We start from the raw sequence: 20,360 nt of genomic DNA, 5'->3' as shown, positions 1-20,360 counted from the left end.
ATGGCTGGACCAGGCCGGTGTGTGCCTGGGTGCGCTACGGCCTGCCTGCTCGAGAGCCGGGCGGCTAGCGTCGTGTCATGAGCTCCACCGAACTGGGATCCTTTCTCAAGGCGCGCCGCGGCCATGTACAGCCGACGGACGTCGGCCTCTCTGCGCAGCCCGGCCGCCGTGTCTCCGGTCTTCGTCGCGAGGAAGTCGCGATGCTCGCCGGGGTGAGCGTCGACTACTACACCCGGCTCGAACAGGGGCGCGAGCGGAATCCCTCTCCGGCGGTACTCGGCGCGCTCGCCGGTGCGCTCGACCTCGACGCCGATCTGCGGGAACACCTGTTCCGCCTTGCCGGCCTGGCGCCGACACCGCGCGCGCCGGTGCAGGATACGGTCGACGACTCTCTTCACCGACTTCTCGCCTCGTGGTCGCACACTCCAGCGCTGATCATCAACCGCCAGTTGGATGTTCTGGCGTACAACGGTCTGGCGGGCGCCCTCTACAACGGGTTCGAGCGGATCGACAACATTGCGCGCATGACGTTCCTCGACCCGTTCGGCCGCCGCTTCTTCACCGATCGGGAACGCGCAACCACCTCGTGCGTCGCGAACCTTCGGCTCGCTCTCGGACACGCCGGCTCCGCAGACGACGTCCGGGCTCTCGTTCTCGAAATGCACTCTGCCAGCGAAGAGTTTCGCGACCTCTGGAGCCGGCACGACGTCCGGGGGAAAACTCACGAGGTTAAAGCGTTTCGACATCCCGACGTCGGCGAACTACTGCTCGAGTACAACGCTTTCGACGTCCGCAGCGTGCCGGGGCATCAACTAATCGTGTACCAAGCGCCGGCCGCCTCCGCGAGCGCCGACAAGTTGCAGCTGTTGGGATCGCTCGCAGCGACGGTCGACCTCGGCCATCCGTGAGGCTAGGACCGCCACGGCCGGAATGCGTCGACGAATGGTCGGCTTCGGGGATCCGCCCGGATCTCACCACCTGACTGTTGACTCGAACATCAGTTCGAACTAAACTCATGTCATGAATCCGGGGGGGACTCGACACCACAGGTGCTGCACTCGTGACGCTCACTCACGATGATGTGCGCGGGCTGGCCGAGTTGGACCTGGTGCGCACCACGGTTGATCTTTCGCGTCTGATCGAGCAACTGGAAGCCCTGCGGGTGACGGCGGTGGCCGAGATCGACGAGCGCGCAGTTTCCTTCGACACCTTGGGGTTTCGTAGCGTGAAGCAGTGGCTGGCGGCCAACACGCTGTTGGAAGTGCCGGCCGCGGCGCGGATCCTGGCGTTGGGGAGGGCGCTGCGGCGGGAACCCGATGTCGCCGAAGCGCACGAGATCGGGCAGATCTCGGCCGAGCATGCCGCTCTGATCACCAAGTTCTGCGAACAACCGCCGCGCGGGATGCCCCTTGAGGCCCTTCCGTCGTGCCGGCAGGTGCTCCTCGACTGCGCCGCCAATCCGGCAGCCACCCCGATGAGTGTGCGGACCTGCATCTCGCGGCTCGAGCGGATCTTCGAATCCGACGAGTTGCCGCCGAGTGAGGACTGCGACCGCAACGAGTTTCACGCCTCGAAGACGTTGAACGGGCGCGTGGCGGTGAAGGGTGACTTGGATGCCGTCACCGGGGAGATGCTGCTGACCGCATTGTCCGCGCTGACGAAACCGCGGAACCCAAACGACGACCCCGCCGCGCCCCGCACCCCGGGGCAGCGGCGCGCGGACGCGTTCGTCGAAATCCTGCGCCGCTACCTCGACTCCGGTGAGGCACCCATCGAGGGTGGCGAGCGGCCGCACCTGTCACTGCACGTGCACGCGCGTGACCTCGCCCGCGCCCAGGCCGACCATGCAGCAGCGCGGCAGAATTGGCAGTCGAAGCTGTTCGACGGCAACGACATTCACGGCGACTTGGTTCGAGAAACCCTTGCCGACGAGAACGCGGGCCGCGAGACCCCGGTTGGCGAGTCCCGGACCGGGCACCGTGTGACGGCCGACCAGGACGTTGCCCGCCTCCCACACCTCGGGCCGCTGACGATCGCCACCGCCCGCCGCCTCGCGTGCGACTGTCATCTCACCCCGGTGGTGATGGACGACGGTGTGCCGCTGAACCTGGGCCGCACCACCAGGACCGTCTCCAAGAAGCAGCGCCGCGCGCTGATCGCCCGCGACCACGGCTGCGCGTTTCCCGGCTGCGGCGCCCCGCCCGCCCACTGCGAAGGCCACCACATCCATCACTGGGCCGACGGCGGACCCACCGACCTCGACAACCTCGTCCTACTCTGCCGCTACCACCACCGGCTGCTCCACCACAGCCACTGGGAAGTGCAGATCGGCGCCGACCACCACCCGCCCCCAAGCACTCCGTGCAGGGGGGACCCCCAGGTTCACCCCACCATCACTGGTGGACCCGTACAAGAAACCCATGCCCGCTAACAACCGCGCGGGACCCCACGCGGCGTAGCCGAGAGAACACGACCACACCACTGCACTGAAACCGCTGTAGCCGACACCCGAGAGTGGGTGCCGGCTACAGCGGGGTAGGGGAGTCGCGGTGGCGCGGCGCCGGGTCAGGCCACCCGCGCCGGGTCAGGCCAGCCGCGCCGGGTCAGGCCGTCGGCGGAACGTGCCCGGCGACGATGCGGTGGATGAGGCGTGCCGCGGTCCGGGCCGTGCGGTTGTCGACATCGAGCGACGGATTGAGCTCGGCGACGTCGACGACAGCCAGCTTGCCGCTCGCGGTCACCCGATCGCACACGCGCTGAATCGTCTCGAGCGGTACGCCGTAGGCCGCGGGCGCGCTCACGCCGGGAGCAACACCGGCGGGCAGCACGTCCAGATCGATCGTCAGGTAGACGATGTCGACGTCGTCGAGGAAGTCGGTGACGAACTCGTCGACCCGCGCCCGATCGGCGACGCCGCAGTGATCGTCGAACAGGTACCGAACACCCAGGCTGCGTGCGGTGTCGAACAGCACGTTGGTGTTGCTGGGCTGGCTGATACCGATCACGTCGTAGCGATGGCTGGTGCCGGCCGCCTGCTCGGCCTCGGCGATCTGCCGGAACGGGGTGCCGGAGCTCGGCACCGGGTCGTTGCGGAGGTCGAAGTGGGCATCCAGGTTGAGGACGCCGAGGCGGGGGAGCCGGCGTCGCAACTGGGAGGCGGCGACACCCTGGTAGGTCCCGTACGCGACCTCGTGACCGCCGCCGAGGACGACGGGGAACCTGCCGGAGTCGAGAGCGGTGGCCACGGCGCGACCGAGCGCCTCCTGGCCCGCCTCGAGCCCGTCACCCGTCACGGCGACCGTGCCGGCGTCGGACAGGGTCGTCGGGTTCTCGAGGGCCATCGAGGAGAGTGCGCCGCGGAGAGCGTCGGGGCCGGCTGCGGCGCCCTGACGCCCCTTGTTGCGGCGCACGCCCTCGTCGCTCGCGAAGCCGATCAGGACGGCCCCGGTACCCGGGCCCGGGCGGTACGGCGTGACGGCCTGGTGCCAGCGGAGGTGCTCCGGGCCGGTGCCGTCCGTGCGGCCTGCCCACGGACGGGGTGCGATGTCGACGGTGATGTGGTTGGTCATCTCGGATCCCCAGTCGCTCAGTTGGTGGCCGCGGCGAGGACGCCGTTCTTGAACACTTCGCGGACCAGCGGCACACCGGGACGGTAGGCGAGGTGCAGGTACGACGGCGCGTCGAGCGCGATCGCGTCGGCGCGGGCGCCGATCCGCAGGCTGCCGACATCGTCGCGGCGCAGTGCCTTCGCGCCACCGGCGGTGGCCGCCCACACGGCCTCGGCCGGCGTCATGTGCATGTCGCGGACAGCGATCGCGATGCAGAACGGCAGGCTCGTGGTGTAGCAGGTGCCGGGGTTGCAGTCCGCGCCCAGGGCGACGGTGACGCCGGCGTCGAGCAGGGCGCGGGCGCCGGGGTACTGGTTGCGGGTGGAGAAGTCGGCGCCGGGAAGCAGCGTGGCCACCGTCGAGCTACCCGCGAGGGCGTCGATGTCGGCGGCGGTGACGTAGGTGACGTGGTCGACCGAGGCCGCACCCATCTCCACGGCCAGCTGCACGCCCGGACCCTCGCCCAGCTGGTTGCCGTGCACGCGGGGAACGAGCCCGTGCGCGACGCCGGCGCTCAGCACTGCCCGCGACTGCTCGAGGGTGAACGCACCGCGCTCACAGAACACGTCGATCCACTTCGCGTGCGGGGCACACGCCGGGATCATCTCGTCGACCGCCATCGCGACGTACTCGTCGCCGCGGCCGGCGTACTCGGGCGGGGGGACGTGCGCGGCCAGCAGCGTGACCTCGTCGGTGAACCGGCCCGCGACCTGCACGCTGCGCAGCTCGTCCCGGGTGCTCTGGCCGTAACCGCTCTTGATCTCGACGGTGGTGCTTCCCGAGCGCAGCGACTCGTCGAGCAGGCGGCGCACGTTCGCGGCGAGCTGGTCGTCGCTCGCGGCCCGCGTCGCCTCGATCGTGGTGCGGATGCCGCCGGCCGCGTACTTCTCGCCGGACATGCGGGCCGCGAACTCCTCGGCCCGTTCACCGGCGAACACCAGGTGCGAGTGGCTCTCGACGAAACCGGGCAGCACGGCCCGCCCGCCGAGATCGTGGCCGGTGTCGGCGGCCGGGGCGTCCGCGGAGTCACCGACCCACGCGACCACGCCGTCCTCGAACACCACCGCCGCGTCGTGCCGGACACCCAGCGCCCCGTCGCCCAGTGAGGGGTCGTTGGTGACGAGGGTGCCGATGTTCGTCAGTGCGGTGGTCCGGGGACCGGTCGTGGTCACGTGAGGCTCCTAGGTGACTGTTTTTCGAGGGGGAATCGAGCGGACGACCGGGATCAGACCCGGCTGTCGACCATCTCGGTGTGAGCGGGGTAGATCATCTCGGCCGGCGGATTGTTGGTCCGCTTGGCGACCGGGTAGTAGATCGCGCCGGTGAGCACGATGCCGACGAGCCACGAGATGTCGGCGCCGCCGAGCATGTCGGTGATCGGGCCCGTGTACATCTTCTGCGCGAGGAACGGGATCTGGGCGAGCACGCCGACGGCGTAGACGATCAGGGCCGGGACGTTCCAGGCTCCGTAGCGTCCCTTCGGGTCGTACAGCGCCGGGATGTCGATCCGTTCCTTGGAGATCAGGTAGTAGTCGATCAGGTTGATCGCGCTCCACGGCGTGAACACCATGAGCAGCACCAGGACGAAGTTCTTGAAGTTGTCCAGGAAGTCGGCGCTCGCGGCGATCGCGATGAACATCGAGATGACCGTGAAGCCGAGGATGTAGAACGAGCGGGCCTTCGTCGAGATCTGCGACCGGCCGTCGAACGCGGTCACGGTGGTGAGGATCGACATGAAGCCGCCGTACGCGTTGAGCACGTTGACCGTCAGCTTGCCGGTCACGATCACCAGGTAGATCAGGAACGCGATGATCGCGGGGCCGGCGAGGTCGCCCATGAAGCCGACCTGGTTGCCGAGGAAGGCGTCGCCCGCGACGGCCGCGACGAGGGCACCGAAGGTCATGGACCACTGCGAGCCGATGACGCTGCCGAGGAAGGTCGACCAGAACGTGGTGCGCTCGCTGGTCTTGCGGGGCAGGTAGCGGGAGTAGTCGGCCACGTACGGGCCGAAGGTCAGCTGCCAGCCGGCGCCGAGGGAGATCGCCAGCAGGAACGTCACGAAGTCGAAGTCGACGATGCCGACGTAGTCGAGGACGTCGTACTCGAGGAACAGTCGGATGGCCAGGTACGTGAATCCGACGATGCCGACGACGGTCGCGATCTTGCCGACGATGTGGATCAGCTTGTAGCCGGTGACGGCGACGAACGCGGTGAGCAGTCCGAAGATCACGATGCCGATCCAGGCGGTGTCGATGCCGAGGACCTTGTTGACGGCCTGGCCGGCCAGGACGGTACCGGTGGCGGCGAAGCCGAGGTACATCAGGATCACGAGCACCAGCGGGATGACCGCGCCCTTGACGCCGAACTGGGCGCGGCTCGAGATCATCTGCGGCAGGCCCATGCGGGGGCCCTGCGCCGAGTGGAGGGCCATCACGGCGCCACCGAAGACGTTGCCGATCAGCAGGCCGATGATGGCCCACAGCGCGTCGGCGCCGAAGACGACGGCCAGGGCGCCGTCGACGATCGCGGTGATCTGCATGTTGGCGCCGAACCACAGCGTGAACTGGCTGCGGGGGGTGCCGTGGCGCTCGTCATCGGGGACGACGTCGATGGTCCGTCGTTCCGGAGCGAGGAGCACCTCGGAGGTGCTGCCGTCGTGTGTCATTGGGCCTGCTCTTTCTGCGGCGACCGCACCGGGGGGCGGGGTCGATTTCCGGGGGTGATGCCCACCTTCTTCGTGCTTGTGCGCTGGGTCACGCCATGCCAGTGGAAAATGTATAGGCCTGTATATACAGGTCTGTCAACATCCGGCTTTGATTCCGGATTGTTTGTCCTGGTCGCCGGTCAGAATCCCTTTCCGGGATTCATCAGTCCGAGCGGATCGAACGCGGCCTTCACCGCGCGATGGATGTCCATACCAGCCTCTCCCACTTCGAGCGCCATCCAGCGTCGCTTCAACACTCCGACGCCGTGCTCGCCCGTAAGGGTGCCACCCAGCTCGAGTGCTCGACGAAACACCTCGTCCGCCGCGGCCCACACGGCGTCCGGCACCGATCCGTCGGCGAGCCGGTCGAACACGAATGTCGGGTGCACGTTGCCGTCACCGGCGTGCGCAACCGTCATCACGGTCACCCCGTGTCGGCGCGAGATCTCCTCGATCGACTCGACCATTTCGGGCAGCCGCGAACGCGGCACCCCGACGTCCTCGACCAGGCACTGGCCGAGGCGTTCGGCGGCCGGGTACGCCAGCCGGCGAATCTCGAGCAACTGGGCCGACTCGGCGGGGTCCTGCGACAGTGCGACGAAGTCGGCACCCGCCTCGGAGAACAACCGCTCGATCGCGGCTGCGGCCGCGTCGGCGTCGGGACCGTCGGCCTGCGCGATGAGCATGGCCTCGGTGCCGGACTCGAGGCCGATGCGCTTCCACTCGTCGATGGCCACCAGCGTGGCGCGGTCGATCAGCTCCAGCAGGCTGGGTCCGATGCCCGCCCGCACCACGGCGGCGACGGCGTCCGCCGCGGCGCGCAGGGAACCGAAGCTGCCGACGATCGTCGCCGGCTCCCGCTGTGGAAGCGGACGCAGCCGCACGGTCGCGCCCGTGACGATGCCGAGCGTCCCCTCGGACCCGACCATCAGTCCCGTGAGGTCGTAGCCTGCGACCCCCTTCACGGTGCGGTGCCCGGTGCGCAGGATCCGGCCGTCGGCGAGCACCACCTCGAGGCCCAGCACCGAATCCCGGGTCACGCCGTACTTGACGCACCGCAGGCCGCCGGCATTGGTGGCGATGTTCCCGCCGATGGTGGAGATCTGGTAGCTGCTCGGGTCCGGGGCGTACATCAGGCCGTGCTCGGCGGCCGCTCGGTCGAGGTCGGCGTTCACCACGCCGGCCTGCACCACAGCCAGCTGATCCGCCGCGTTCAGCTCGACGATGGTGCGCATGGTCGCCGTCGAGACCACGAGGCAACCCTCGATCGCGGTGGCGCCGCCCGCCAGGCCGCTGCCGGCGCCGCGCGGCACCACCGGAACCTTGTGCGCGGTGGCCCATTTCAGAGCCGCGGCAACGTCCTCGGTGGAATCCGCGATGAGCACGGCCAACGGCCGGCCGGGTATCGCCAGGTGGGCCTCGTCCCGGGTGTACGCGTCCATGACGTCCGGGTCGGTGACGAGTCGGCTCGAGCCGAGAGCGTCGGCGAGGGCGTTGAGAGACATCGAATTTCCTCGTATCAGTCGATCGTGGTGCTCAGGCGGACCGGGGTGCTCAGTCGGAGTGCTGTGCGATGAAGTCGTCGGCCGCGGCGAGCACCGCGTCCTCGGCGTCCCGGTCACCGACCGTCACGCGCACACCCTCACCGGCGAACGTCCGGACGGAGACCCCGTGCGCGACGCACGCCGCGTCGAGGTCCGCCGCCCGTGTGCCCGCCGGTATCCACACGAAGTTCGCTCCGCTGGTGGGTGTTTCGATCCCACGCTCGGCCAGTCCGGAGCGCAGGTGCCGGCGCCCGGTCAGGACCGACTCCACGATCCGGTCGGTGTGCTTCGCGTCGGCGAGGGCCGCGCACGCGGCGGCCTCGGCGACCGCGCTCAGACCGAACGGCGGCGCGGCGGCATGCAGCGGGGCGGCGACGGCGGAGTCGGCCACCGCGTACCCCACTCGCAGGCCCGCCAGGCCGTACGCCTTCGAGAACGTCCGCAACACCACGACGTTGGGGTACTCGCGCAGCAGCGCCACACCGTCGACGCGTTCGGTGGCGAACTCGCGGTACGCCTCGTCGAGGATCACCAGGACGTGGGACGGGACGCCGTCCAGCAGCCGCCGCACCTCGCTCTCGGTGAGTTCGGTGCCCGTCGGATTGTTCGGGTTGCAGACCAGCACCGCGCGGGTGCGCGGCGTCACGGCCGCGAGCATCGCGTCGACGTCGTGGCGGTGCTGCACGTCGAGCGGCACGGGAACCGCTGTGGCGCCCGCAATTCCGATGAGGATCGGATACGCCTCGTAGCTGCGCCACGCATGGACCACCTCGGTTCCCGGTCCCGTGTAGGCCGTGAGGACCTGCTGCAGCAGCGACAGGGACCCGGCGCCGGTGAGCACGGCGTCGGCGGGCACCGACAGGTGTTCGGCCAGCGCGGCGACGAGGTCGTCGGCGAACAGTGTCGGGTACAGGTGCCCGCGGGCGCCGGCGCGGGCGATCGCCTCCACGACGGCGGGCGACGGAGCAATGGTGGATTCGTTGCTCGACGCGCGCCAGCGGACCGTCGCAGCCCCGGATGCCTTGGAATATGCCGGCAGCGCGTCGATCTCGGGCCGGGCCCGCGGCAGGGTGAGTGGACGGGTCACTGCAGGGCCCCGATCTCGTGCTCGGCGGCCGCGACCAGTGCGCCCGACGCCGCCAACGTGACCAGCTCGTCGATCTCCGGAGCCAGGAACCGATCCGTGCCCGGTCCCGCCACCCGTTCGCGGACCGCGCGGATCACCGCACCGGTGCCGGGCGCCGGCTGCAGCGGGGCACGCAGATCGATTCCTCTTGCCGCGGTAAGGATTTCGATGGCCAGGACGCGGGTGAGGGCATCCACGGCACGGCGCAGCTTCCGGGCGCCGGACCAGCCCATCGACACGTGGTCCTCCTGCATCGCCGACGACGGGATGGAGTCGACGCTGGCCGGTGCCGCCATCCGCTTGAGCTCGGAGACCAGCGCGGCCTGCGTGTACTGCGCGATCATCAGGCCGCTGTCGACGCCGGGGTCGTCGGCTAGGAACGGCGGCAGGCCGTGGTTGCGCGCGACGTCGAGGAACCGGTCGGTGCGGCGCTCGCTGATGCTCGCGACGTCGGCCGCGACGATCGCCAGGAAGTCCAGGACGTAGGCCAGGGGGGCGCCGTGGAAGTTGCCGTTGGACTCCACCCGTCCGTCCAGGGTGACGACGGGATTGTCGACGGCCGCGGCGAGTTCGCGCTGCGCCACGGTGCGGGCGTGCTCGACGGTGTCCCGCGCACCGCCGGCGACCTGCGGGGCGCAGCGCAGCGAGTACGCGTCCTGCACGCGGGTGTCCTCCGGTCCGGCGTGGCTCGCGACGATGGGCGATCCGGCCAGCAGTCGCGCCATGTTCGCGGCGGCCGCGGCCTGCCCCGGGTGCGGGCGCAGGGCCTGCAGGTCGGCGGCGAACACCCGGTCGGTGCCGAGCAGTCCCTCGACGCTCATCGCCGCGGCGACGTCGGCGAGCTTGAGCAGATGGTCGAGGTCGGTGACAGCGAGTGCGAGCTGACCGAGCATGCCGTCGGTGCCGTTGATGAGCGCCAGGCCCTCCTTCTCGGCGAGGACGACCGGCGTGAGGCCGTGCTCGGCGAGTGCGTCGGCCGCGTCCAGCAGGCGACCGTCCGCGGTGCGGACCGTGCCCTCGCCGGTGACCGCGAGTGCGACATGGGCGAGCGGGGCGAGGTCGCCGGAGCAGCCGAGGCTGCCGAACTCGTGGACCACGGGGGTGATCCCGGCGGTGAGCAGGTCGGCGTAGGCCTGGGCCACCTCCGGGCGCACCCCCGTGCGGCCGGTGGCGAGCGTCGACAGGCGCAGCAGCATCAGTGCGCGCACCACCTCGCGCTCCACCTCGGGGCCGGAACCGGCGGCGTGCGAGCGGACCAGGCTACGCTGCAACTGCGTCCGCATCTCCTGCGGGATGTGGCGGGTGGCCAGCGCGCCGAAGCCGGTCGAGACGCCGTAGACGGGGCGCGGGTCGGCGGCGAGGTCCTCGATGCGCCGGCGCGAACGGGCGATCTCGGCGAGCGCGTCATCGGTGAGGCGGACGCCGTGGCCGCGGCGCGCGACGTCGACGACGTCCTGGATGGAGACGGGTCCGAGTCCGACCTCGACGACGTCGGTGGACTGGGCGGTGAGGGTCATGGGGACTCCGAAGGCAGGGGACGGCCCGGGGTCGCGAGGGATCCGGGCGATGACGATGTGTCTCGTATACGAGACCATAGTCTCGTATGTAAGACAAGAGGGGGGCGGGTGGGTAGGTGCGGTGGCTCGGGGGTGTCTCGGGTTCAGGGTTCCGTGGACGCCTCGACCATGCGGTCGCTGAGACTGTCCGAGAAGTGCTCGGCGGCCGCGGTGACCAGGTGCGCGAGCTCGGTGGTCTCGGCGTCGGTGTGCGCCCCGGTCAGGTACGCCAGGCCCAGCGCCGCCACCGGGCGGCCGTCGCGGGTGACGACCGGACCGGCGATGCAGGTGACGCCGTTGGTGGTCGAGTCCCGCTCCACCGCGTAGCCCAGCTCGCGATCGTCCTGCAGCAGCGAGCGCAGTTCGTCGAGCGAGGCCGGGCCCTCCCCGGTGCGCGTGGGCCACGTGTAGCCGGCGTACAACGCGCTGAGCTGTTCGGGATCGAGGCGGGCCAGGATCGTGCGTCCGACGGCCGTCAGGTGCGCCGGCAGCCGGGTGCCGACCTCCGTCACCAGCCGGACGCCCGGCTTGATCGGCTCACGCTTGTCGAGGTAGATGACGTCGGTGCCCTGCAGGACGGCCAGGTGCGAGGTCTCGTCCGCGGCCTGGGTGAGCGCGACCATGTGCCGCTGTCCCTCCCGGTGCAGGGGACCGGACCGCATGTACGACGCGCCGACCTCGAACGCCGAGACGCCCAGTGTCCACGCGCGCTGATCCGGCCAGTACGAGACGAAACGTCGGTCCCGCATCACGTTGAGCAGGTGGTGCGTCGTGCTCTTCGGCAGATCGAGAGCACCTGCGATCTCGGTCGCGGCCAGGGGTACGCCCCGGCGAGCCAGCAGGTCGAGCACGTCGAGTACCCGCTCCGCGGATTTGACCCGGCTCGTCGACATCGAACGTCCCCTTCCGATTCCGGCCCGTCCCGACCGGCGTGCCGCGTCATTGTCTCGAATACGAGACCGCGGCACCAAACTTCTCAGACCAGACCTGCCGTGGGGTGGCCGAATGTGACATTCGTTCAGTTCAACTGAACCGATGTGACATCCGGCCAGGGCCTACGACGAGACCGTCCGCCCCAGCTCGGTCGAGAGCCGCGTGCAGTGCTCGACGAGGACCTGTCCGTGCTGCGCGCAGACGGCGTCGTCGAGCCGGAACGTGGGCCCGACGACGCTCAGCGCGCCCACGATGCGGCCGATGGCGTCGTAGATCGGGGCGGCCACACCGGTGGAATGGTCCTCGATGGTGTCGTGGGCGATGGCGTAGCCGTCCGCGCCCACCTCGCCGAGCAGCGCGGCGCCCACCGCGGTCCCGCGCAGCGGCACGGTCTGTCCCACCCAGCCCATGTGGCGGATCGCGTGCGTGCCCTCGATCTGCCCCATGTACAGCGCGGTGCCGCGGGGCCCGGGAGCCGACAGGTACGTCGACTCCCGGGTGACCTCGGCGATCTCGGTCATGGCCGGCTGTGCCCGTAGGAGCAGCTGGTTGTCGGCGATGGCTCTGGCGCCGATCTGCAGCAGTCGGGGGCCCACGCGGTAGACGTTGTCCTCACCGCGCAGGACGAACTCGGTCTGCTCGAGACTGCGGATCAGCCGCAGCGCCGTGCTGGTCGCCAGGTCGGTCGTCTTCGCGGCGTCGGCGAGTGTGAGTCCGCCGTGCTCGATGATTGCGCCGAGCAGTTCGAAGGTGCGACTGACACTGCGTGTCACGTCACCGGGGGCCATGCGTGTCTCCCATGCCGAGGTCGTCGACCGATCGGCCGACGTCGGAGAATCTATCGCGAGCCGCCCTCACCGAGAATTTCGTCGTGGTGCTCGTCGAGCAGCGGGCTGCGCCGCACCTCGGGCCAGGTGCTGTCGCCGAACACGACCGGCTGCCGGACGTACGACACCGTGCCGGCCGTCGGATGCTCGAACGTCTCGACGACGCCGCGGTGGCGGGCCTGGTCCGAGCCGAGCGCCTGCTCCACGGTCCACACCTCCGAGCCGGCCAGTCCGGCAGCGTCCAGCACGGTCAGGACCTCGGCGACCGTGCGGCCGGCGGCCCACGCCTCGATCTCCTTGCGGATGGCGGGCTCGTTCTCGGTGCGCAGCGCGTCCGTGGTGAATCGGGGGTCGGTGATCAACTCCTCGCGGCCCATGGTCGTCGCCAGCGTCCGGAAGCCCTTCTCGCTGGCGATCGCGAGCACGAACAGGCCGTCGTCGGCGCGGTAGGTGTCGAACGGTGTGGAGACCGGATGCCGGTTGCCGACACGCTTGGGTGTCTCGCCGGACGCCTGCAGCTGGCTGTGCGCGGTGGGCAGCATCGCGAGCATGCTGTCGAACATCGCGACGTCCAGATGCTGGCCGTGGCCGGTGCTGCGGGCGTACAGCAGTGCGGTGCTGATGCCCCACGCGGCGAACAGGCCCGCGACGGTGTCGCCGAACGATTCGCCCAGCCGCGTCGGGCCGGACTCCTCGGTGCCGGTGATGCTCATGATGCCGGACAGGGCCTGGACCACCAGGTCGTAGGCTGCGGCACCCGCCATCGGGCCCTGCTGCCCGAAGCCCGAGATCGACGCGTAGACGATCTTCGGGTTGCGGGCACGCGCCGCCTCGTAGTCGATACCGAGCCGGGTGGTGACGCCGGGCCGGAAGTTCTCGACGACGACGTCGGCGTCGGCGATCAACTGCAGCAACGCCTCTCGGTCCTCGGGATCCTTGAGGTCGAGCGCGATCGAACGCTTGCCACGGTTGAGGATGTTGAAGTACAGGCTCTCGCCGTCCCGGAAGGGTCCGAGGTGCCGGGAGTCCTCGCCGGCCTTCGACTCGACCTTGACCACGTCGGCGCCGGCGTCGGCGAGCAGCGCCGTGCAGAACGGGCCGGCGAGCACGCGGGAGAGGTCGACGACGCGGATGCCGTCGAGCGGGGGGAGTGCGGGGATGGCCATGATCGCCTCGTCTCTCAGTACTCGGTGGAACGGATCGACGGGGCGTTGCCGGCGATGGTCAGCAGCTGGATCTGCGACGTGCCCTCGAAGATGCGCAGGATCCGGCAGTCGCGGTACAGGCGCTCGATCTCGGACTCGCGCATGAAGCCGGCGCCGCCGTGGATCTGCACCACCTGATCGACGATCGCGAAGCACGCCTCGGTCGCCACGTACTTCGAGATCGACGCGGCACGGCGCAGGTCCTGACCGGCGTCCTTGACGTCGGACGCCCAGTCGGCCGTCACGCGGGAGGCGACGAGCTTGGCGTCGCACTCGCCCAGCAACAGCTGGATGGCCTGGAACTCGAAGATGGGGTGCCCGAACTGCTTGCGCTCGGCGGCATACTCGCGGCCGAGTTCCCAGGCGCGCAACGCGATTCCGTTGGCCATCGCGGCGACGTCGATGCGGGCGCGGTTGAGCGCGGTGAGCGCGATGTTGCCGCCGCGGCCCTCGGTGCCGATGACGGCGTCGTGCGGCAACACCACGTCGTCGAGGTAGACGGTGTAGGTGGGCGCCGAGCGGATGCCCATCTTGTCCTGCGGCTCGGAGTAGCTGATGCCGGGCGTGCCCTTCGGCACCGCGAAGGCGGTGATGCCGCGGAAGCCGGCGGACGGATCGGTCTTGGCGAACAGCACCACCAGGTCGGCTTCGCGGGCGTTGGAGATGAAGGTCTTGGAGCCGGACAGGTGCCAGCCGTCGTCCTCGCGGCGGGCGACGGTGCGCATGGAGGCGATGTCCGAGCCCGCGTCGGGCTCGGTGAGCGCGAAGCCCGCCAGGACCTCACCGGAGGCCAGCCCGGGCAGCCAGCGCTTCTTCTGCTCCTCGGTACCGCCCACCAGGATCGGCTCGAGGCCCAGGTAGTGGGCGGTGTAGATCGAGGCCAGGGCGGCGTCCGCGCGGGCGACCTCCTCGACGGCGACCAGCTGGGCGCGGGTGGACAGGCCGAGGCCGCCGAACTCCTCCGGAACGGAGATGCCCATGAGGTCCTGCTCGGCGAGACGCCGCATCAGGTGCGCCGGGAATTCCTTGCTCTCGTCGCGCTCGGCGGCGCCCGGCAGGATCTCGGCGTTCGCGAAAGCGCGCACGGTGCTGCGGAATTCGGACAGGTCTAGGGCGTCGTCGTGCGTCTGAGCGGTCACGGGGAACTCCTGGAGAACTGAGGGGGAATCGCTAGATTTTCATCTAGTGGAAGTCGTATGCCATCTAGTGGCATACGTGACTATCGCATCCGACCCTGTCGTTTGTCCAGAGGCTTCCGAGCCGGCGATCCGGGCCCGGAAACGACGACGAGCGGCAACGCGCAGGGGGGATCGTCCTGCGCGTTGCCGCTCGTTGGGGGTCGACGTCGGCGCCGCTCGTCGCGGGGCCGGCGTCGGTGCCACCGGTGGGCTCACGCTGGTCGTCGTGAACCCACCGGTGGGTGGATCAGTGGTGCCGGATCACTCGTTCCCGGTCAGTTGTTCCCGGTCAGTTGTTCTCGGACATCGGGATCCGGACGCCGCGCTCGCGCGCGGTGTCGATCGCGTGCTCGTAGCCGGCGTCGACGTGCCGGATGACGCCCATGCCCGGGTCGTTGGTGAGCACGGCTTCGATCTTCTTCGCGGCCAGCTCGGAGCCGTCGGCGATGCACACCTGACCGGCGTGGATCGAGCGGCCCATGCCGACGCCGCCGCCGTGGTGGATCGAGACCCACGACGCACCCGACGCGGTGTTGACGAGCGCGTTGAGCAGCGGCCAGTCGGCGATGGCGTCCGAACCGTCCTTCATGGCCTCGGTCTCGCGGTACGGCGACGCGACCGAACCGGAGTCGAGGTGGTCACGGCCGATGGCGATCGGCGCCGACAGCTCACCGCTGGCGACCATCTCGTTGAACTTCAGGCCGGCCTTGTGGCGCTCGCCGTAGCCGAGCCAGCAGATGCGGGCGGGCAGGCCCTCGAACGCGACCTTCTCGCCGGCCATCTCGATCCAGCGCTTGAGGTGCTCGTTCTCGGGGAAGAGCTCGAGGATCGCCTTGTCGGTGGCGGCGATGTCCTTGGGGTCACCCGACAGCGCTGCCCAGCGGAACGGGCCGAGGCCCTCCTCGAAGAGCGGGCGGATGTAGGCCGGGACGAAGCCGGGGAACTCGAAGGCGCGGTCGTAGCCGGCCTTGCGGGCCTCGTCGCGGATGGAGTTGCCGTAGTCGAAGACCTCGGCGCCCTTGTCCATGAAGCCGACCATGGCCTCGACGTGCGCGGCCATCGCCTTGCGGGAATCCTCGGTGAACTTCTCCGGATCCTTCGCGGCCAGTTCCTTCATGTCGGCGATGTCGACGCCGATCGGAAGGTAGGACAGCGGATCGTGCGCCGACGTCTGGTCGGTGACGATGTCGATGGGGGCGTCCATCGCCAGCAGTGCCGGGAAGATCTCGGCGGCGTTGCCGACGAGGCCGATCGACAGCGGCTTGCGGGCGTCGCGGGCCTCGGTGGCCAGCTGCAGCGCGTGCTCGATGCTGTCGGCCTTGGTGTCGAGGTACTTGTGCGCGATGCGGCGGTCGATGCGGGTGACGTCGCAGTCGACGCAGATCGCGACGCCCTCGTTCATGGTCACGGCCAGCGGCTGCGCGCCGCCCATGCCGCCCATGCCGGCGGTCAGCGTGATGGTGCCGGCCAGGGTGCCGTCGAAACGCTTGCGGGCGATCGCGCCGAAGGTCTCGTAGGTGCCCTGCAGGATGCCCTGCGTGCCGATGTAGATCCAGGACCCGGCGGTCATCTGGCCGTACATCATCAGGCCCTCGGCCTCGAGCTTGCGGAACTGCTCCCAGTTGGCCCAGTCGCCGACGAGGTTGGAGTTCGCGAGCAGGACGCGCGGCGCCCACTCGTTGGTGCGGAAGACGCCGACCGGCTTGCCGGACTGCACCAGCATGGTCTCGTCGTTCTTCAGGGTCTTCAGCGTGGCGACCATGGCGTCGAACGCGGCCCAGCTGCGGGCGGCGCGGCCGGTGCCGCCGTAGACGACCAGATTGTCGGGGTGCTCGGCAACCTCGGGATCGAGGTTGTTCATGAGCATGCGCAGCGCGCCCTCCTGCTGCCACCCGAGGGTGTTCAGCTCGGAGCCGCGGGGTGCGCTGACCGGGCGGGCCTCGTGGCCGGGTGAGGTGATGTCCATCGGGTGACTCCTAGTGATCGAGCGGTGAGCGCGCTGCCGGCGGAACGGGGTGCGGGCGACGCCGTTGTCGTCCGCCTCCGGGTCCGTGTCCGTGGCTGTTGTGCGGTGGCTCACGTTCTGCAACTATGACTTGTATATTCCTGTCTATACAAGCTCGTGTCAAGGGGCAGCCGCAGAACCGCTCCTCGGCACGACGAGTTCGACCCGATGAAACGGACACGACGACCAGCCGGGTGCAGCGTGGCACCCAGGCGAAAGGTTCCCGATGAACACCGCCCCCACCGACACCGATTCGATGCCGAACACCCGCGAGATCGACGATGCTCTCGCCCGAGTCTTCCGCAGCTGGGACGAGCGCCTGCTCGCCGACGCGGACCCCGCGACGCGTGAGCGACTCGCGCGGCTGTTGCCCGGCATTCCCGCCGGCTACAAGCAGGACGTGAGCCCGGAGCGGGCCCGCGTCGATCTCGACATCCTGGACGAGCTGCCCGACGGTGACGTCGGGGTGCGGCTCGTCCCGGACGCGACCGCGCGCGGCACGCACCGGCTGACGCTCTACGTCGGTGGCCGCCCCGCCTCGCTCGGGGACCTGATGCCGCTGCTGCAGAGCCTGGGTGCGGAGGTGCTCGACGAGCGGCCCTACGCGCTGGTGTCCGCGGCCGGCGTGGCGTGCTGGGTCTACCAGTTCACCGTCCGCTACCCGATCGCCCCGGTCGAGGGCTTCGACGAGTTCGCGACGCGGTTCGGCGCCGCCGTCCAGGCGCTGTGGCGGGGTGCCTCGGAAGCCGATCGGCTGGGGGAGCTGGTGGCGCGGGCCGGGCTGCACTGGCGCGAGGTCACGGTGCTGCGCGCGTACGCGGAGTTCCTGCGTCAGGGCGGTCTGCCCTACAGCAGCGCATACGTCGCGGACGTGCTGTGCCGGTACCCGGCGATCGCCGCCGGACTCGTCCGGTGCTTCGCGGCGCGGTTCGACCCTGATGAGGCGGCAAACGACGGCGGTGCGGCGGCCGCGGAAGAGGTGGCCGCGTCGATCGAGCAGGTGTCCGGCCTGGACGAGGACCGGATCTTCCGGGCGCTGTTGGGATGTGTCCGGAACACCGTGCGTACCAATCACTTCGCGACGCCGGCGCGCGAGACCGTGGCGCTCAAACTGGATTCGCGGGCCATCGCGGAACTGCCCGAGCCGCGGCCCCGGCACGAGATCTTCGTGTACTCGCCGGCCGTCGCGGGCGTGCACATGCGATTCGGGGCCGTCGCGCGCGGCGGCCTGCGCTGGTCGGACCGCCGCGAGGACTTCCGCACCGAGGTCCTCGGCCTGGTCAAGGCGCAGGCGGTGAAGAACGCCGTCATCGTCCCCGTGGGCGCCAAGGGCGGCTTCGTGCTGCGCCGGCCGCCGGCGCCCACCGGCGACGCCGAGGCCGATCGCGCGGCCCTGCGGGAGGCCGGGATCGCCGGTTACCGCCTGTTCATCCGCAGCCTGCTCGACCTCACCGACAACATCGACCGGGCGACCGGGGCCGTGGTGCCGGCGCCGGGCGTCGTGCGCCACGACGGCGACGACACCTACCTCGTGGTGGCCGCGGACAAGGGGACGGCGTCGTTCTCCGACATCGCGAACGCGGTCGCGGCCGAGTACGGCTTCTGGCTCGGCGACGCGTTCGCGTCCGGCGGTTCGGTGGGCTACGACCACAAGGCGATGGGCATCACCGCGCGCGGCGCGTGGGAGAGCGTCAAGCGCCGTTTCCGGGAGCTCGGTGTCGATTGCCAGCGCGAGGACTTCACCGTCGTCGGTATCGGCGACATGAGCGGTGACGTGTTCGGCAACGGCATGTTGTGCAGCAAGCACATTCGGCTGGTGGCGGCGTTCGATCATCGGCACGTGTTCGTCGATCCGGACCCGGATCCGGAGCGGTCGTATGCCGAGCGGCAGCGGTTGTTCGCGCTTCCGCGGTCGTCGTGGGCCGACTACGACCGCTCGCTGATCGCCCCGGGCGGCGGCGTGTGGGAGCGCGGGGCCAAGTCCGTCCCGGTCGGCGCCGCGGTCCGTCGGGCGCTCGGGCTCGACGAGGGGGTCACGGAGCTGACGCCGCCCGAGCTGATCCGGGCCATCCTCCGGGCGCCGGTCGACCTGCTGTGGAACGGCGGCATCGGCACCTACGTCAAGGCCTCCACCGAGTCGCACGCCGACGCCGGGGACAAGGCCAACGACGTTGTGCGCGTGGACGGCTGCGAGCTGCGTGCGCGGGTGGTCGGCGAGGGCGGCAACCTGGGGCTGACGCAGGCCGGGCGGATCGAGTTCGCCCACACGGGCGGACGCGTGGGCACCGACGCGCTCGACAACTCGGCCGGGGTGGACTGCTCCGACCACGAGGTCAACATCAAGATCCTGCTCGACGACCTGGTGGGTGCCGGCGGCCTGGACGTGGCGGAGCGCCCGCAGCTGCTGGCGGCGATGACCGACGAGGTGGCCGCACTGGTATTGGCGGACAACGTCTCCCAGAACCAGCTGATGGGCACCGCGCTCGCGGATGCGCCGGAGATGCTCGGCGTGCACGGCCGGCAGATCAAGGCCCTCGAGGCGGCGGGCGCGCTCGATCGCGCGCTCGAGGTGCTGCCCGACGCCAAGGCGATCACCGCGCGGCAGCGGGCGGGCGAGGGCCTGACGGCGCCGGAGCTGGCGACGCTCATGGCACACGTGAAGCTCGGCGTGAAGAGCTCGCTGCTGGCGGGCGAGCTGGTCGACCACGACGTGTACCTGCCGATCCTGCGCGAGTACTTCCCGACGCCGCTGCGCCGTGACCACGCCGACGCGATCGACCGGCACCGGCTGCGCCGCGAGATCGTCGCGACCGCGCTGACCAACCGGGTCGTCGACCACGGCGGCATCACGTACGTCTTCCGGCTCGCCGAGGAGACCGGCGCGACGGCGGACGACGCGGTCCGGGCGTTCAGCGTCGTCAGCGAGGTGTTCGAGCTGCCCGGCCTGTGGTCGCGGATCGCGGCCGCCGACGTGCCGAGCGCGGTCAGCGACGAACTGGTTCTCGTCACCCGGCGGCTGCTGGATCGGGCGTCGCGCTGGATGCTGCACCGCCGGCCCCAGCCGCTCGCGGTGGGTGCGGAGATCGGACGGTTCCGCGATCGCATCGAGCAGGCCTCGGCCCACCTCGAGGAGTGGCTGGTGGGCGCCGACCGCACCAACCTGCGCGACCGCACCCGCGCGATCGCCGAGCGCGGTGCCCCCGAGGACCTGGTTCGCGACGTGGAGCTGGCCCTCGATCGGTTCGGTCTGCTCGACGTGGTCGAGATCGCCGACCTGGCCGAGCGCGACGTCGCCGTCACCGGTGCGCTGTACTTCCGGCTGTGCGAGCGCGTCGGGCTGGTCCCGCTCCTCAACGCGGTCTCGGCGCTGGGCAAGGAGAGCCGGTGGGACGCGCTCGCCCGGCTGTCGCTGCGCGACGAGCTGTACGACAGCGTGCGGGCGCTGACGCTCGACGTCCTCGCGCACGCCACCCCCGAGGACGACACCGACCAGATGATCGCCGACTGGGAGCAGCGCAACGAGTCCCGGCTGCGCCGAGCCCGAGGCGCGCTCGCCGAGATCTCCGCGTCCGGTCAGCGGGACCTGGCCGCACTGTCCGTCGCATCGCGTCAGCTGCGGCGGATGGTCGGCTGAGCCGTACGTTCCCACCCACCCGAGGAAAGGTCGTCACCAC

13 protein-coding genes and 1 pseudogene are annotated in these 20,360 nt (G+C 70.2%); 3 read left to right on the top strand and 11 right to left on the bottom strand.

Annotated features, from left to right (window positions below):
- Positions 1–77 precede the first annotated feature (77 nt).
- Together E7742_RS16595 and E7742_RS16590 are read left to right on the top strand one after the other, a co-directional pair.
- Positions 78–908 (top strand): helix-turn-helix transcriptional regulator, encoded by an 831-nt coding sequence (locus tag E7742_RS16595; protein WP_137799943.1) that lies wholly within the window; start codon positions 78–80, stop codon positions 906–908.
- A gap of 116 nt (positions 909–1,024) precedes the next feature.
- A pseudogene (locus E7742_RS16590) lies at positions 1,025–2,459 on the top strand (DUF222 domain-containing protein).
- A gap of 144 nt (positions 2,460–2,603) precedes the next feature.
- On the opposite strand, the gene hutG reads toward E7742_RS16590, so the two are convergent.
- The 11 genes from hutG to hutU form a co-directional block, all read right to left on the bottom strand.
- Positions 2,604–3,569: a formimidoylglutamase gene (hutG, locus tag E7742_RS16585; RefSeq protein ID WP_137799941.1), complete on the bottom strand. Its 966-nt coding sequence runs from the start codon at positions 3,567–3,569 to the stop codon at positions 2,604–2,606.
- A 17-nt stretch (positions 3,570–3,586) separates the two neighbouring features.
- Complete coding sequence (gene hutI, locus E7742_RS16580; RefSeq protein ID WP_137799940.1) at positions 3,587–4,780, bottom strand: imidazolonepropionase; 1,194 nt, start codon at positions 4,778–4,780, stop codon at positions 3,587–3,589.
- 53 nt (positions 4,781–4,833) lie between these two features.
- Positions 4,834–6,273 (bottom strand): purine-cytosine permease family protein, encoded by a 1,440-nt coding sequence (locus tag E7742_RS16575; RefSeq protein WP_137799939.1) that lies wholly within the window; start codon positions 6,271–6,273, stop codon positions 4,834–4,836.
- A 179-nt stretch (positions 6,274–6,452) separates the two neighbouring features.
- Entirely contained in the window at positions 6,453–7,817 is a 1,365-nt protein-coding gene (locus E7742_RS16570; protein ID WP_137799938.1) for an FAD-binding oxidoreductase, read from the bottom strand.
- Positions 7,818–7,866: 49 nt separating this feature from the next.
- Positions 7,867–8,943 carry a histidinol-phosphate transaminase gene (locus E7742_RS16565; RefSeq protein ID WP_137799937.1) on the bottom strand — a complete coding sequence of 359 codons (1,077 nt, stop codon included), beginning with the start codon at positions 8,941–8,943 and terminating at the stop codon, positions 7,867–7,869.
- A complete protein-coding gene (gene hutH / locus E7742_RS16560) occupies positions 8,940–10,499 on the bottom strand; it encodes a histidine ammonia-lyase (protein ID WP_137799936.1) in 1,560 nt (519 codons plus the stop codon). Before hutH ends, E7742_RS16565 begins: the two co-directional genes overlap by 4 nt.
- 143 nt (positions 10,500–10,642) lie before the next feature.
- Entirely contained in the window at positions 10,643–11,431 is a 789-nt protein-coding gene (locus E7742_RS16555; RefSeq protein ID WP_137799935.1) for an IclR family transcriptional regulator, read from the bottom strand.
- 162 nt (positions 11,432–11,593) lie between these two features.
- Positions 11,594–12,259: an IclR family transcriptional regulator gene (locus tag E7742_RS16550; protein ID WP_137799934.1), complete on the bottom strand. Its 666-nt coding sequence runs from the start codon at positions 12,257–12,259 to the stop codon at positions 11,594–11,596.
- A 50-nt stretch (positions 12,260–12,309) separates the two neighbouring features.
- Complete coding sequence (locus tag E7742_RS16545; protein WP_137801261.1) at positions 12,310–13,458, bottom strand: CaiB/BaiF CoA transferase family protein; 1,149 nt, start codon at positions 13,456–13,458, stop codon at positions 12,310–12,312.
- 20 nt (positions 13,459–13,478) lie between these two features.
- Positions 13,479–14,642 carry an acyl-CoA dehydrogenase family protein gene (locus tag E7742_RS16540; protein WP_137799933.1) on the bottom strand — a complete coding sequence of 388 codons (1,164 nt, stop codon included), beginning with the start codon at positions 14,640–14,642 and terminating at the stop codon, positions 13,479–13,481.
- Positions 14,643–14,970: 328 nt separating this feature from the next.
- Entirely contained in the window at positions 14,971–16,647 is a 1,677-nt protein-coding gene (gene hutU / locus E7742_RS16535) for a urocanate hydratase (RefSeq protein WP_137799932.1), read from the bottom strand.
- Positions 16,648–16,942: 295 nt separating this feature from the next.
- Here hutU and E7742_RS16530 point away from each other — a divergent pair, with 295 nt between their 5' ends.
- Positions 16,943–20,320, top strand: coding sequence for an NAD-glutamate dehydrogenase domain-containing protein (locus E7742_RS16530; RefSeq protein ID WP_441346925.1), 3,378 nt, complete (start codon positions 16,943–16,945; stop codon positions 20,318–20,320).
- Positions 20,321–20,360 lie beyond the last annotated feature (40 nt).

Source organism: Rhodococcus sp. SGAir0479 (genome assembly GCF_005484805.1).
In the GTDB taxonomy this organism is placed as follows: Bacteria; Actinomycetota; Actinomycetes; order Mycobacteriales; family Mycobacteriaceae; genus Prescottella.
Note: the sequence above shows the minus strand (reverse complement) of the source record. Positions and strands in the feature narration are given on the sequence as shown.

Excerpts from the sequence above, each read along its gene's own strand:
- E7742_RS16595 (WP_137799943.1), top strand. The coding sequence starts at position 78 with ATGAGCTCCACCGAACTGGGATCCTTTCTCAAGGCGCGCCGCGGCCAT.
- hutG (WP_137799941.1), bottom strand. The coding sequence starts at position 3,569 with ATGACCAACCACATCACCGTCGACATCGCACCCCGTCCGTGGGCAGGC.
- E7742_RS16575 (WP_137799939.1), bottom strand. The coding sequence starts at position 6,273 with ATGACACACGACGGCAGCACCTCCGAGGTGCTCCTCGCTCCGGAACGA.
- E7742_RS16570 (WP_137799938.1), bottom strand. The coding sequence starts at position 7,817 with ATGTCTCTCAACGCCCTCGCCGACGCTCTCGGCTCGAGCCGACTCGTC.
- hutH (WP_137799936.1), bottom strand. The coding sequence starts at position 10,499 with ATGACCCTCACCGCCCAGTCCACCGACGTCGTCGAGGTCGGACTCGGA.
- E7742_RS16555 (WP_137799935.1), bottom strand. The coding sequence starts at position 11,431 with ATGTCGACGAGCCGGGTCAAATCCGCGGAGCGGGTACTCGACGTGCTC.
- E7742_RS16550 (WP_137799934.1), bottom strand. The coding sequence starts at position 12,259 with ATGGCCCCCGGTGACGTGACACGCAGTGTCAGTCGCACCTTCGAACTG.
- hutU (WP_137799932.1), bottom strand. The coding sequence starts at position 16,647 with ATGGACATCACCTCACCCGGCCACGAGGCCCGCCCGGTCAGCGCACCC.
- E7742_RS16530 (WP_441346925.1), top strand. The coding sequence starts at position 16,943 with ATGCCGAACACCCGCGAGATCGACGATGCTCTCGCCCGAGTCTTCCGC.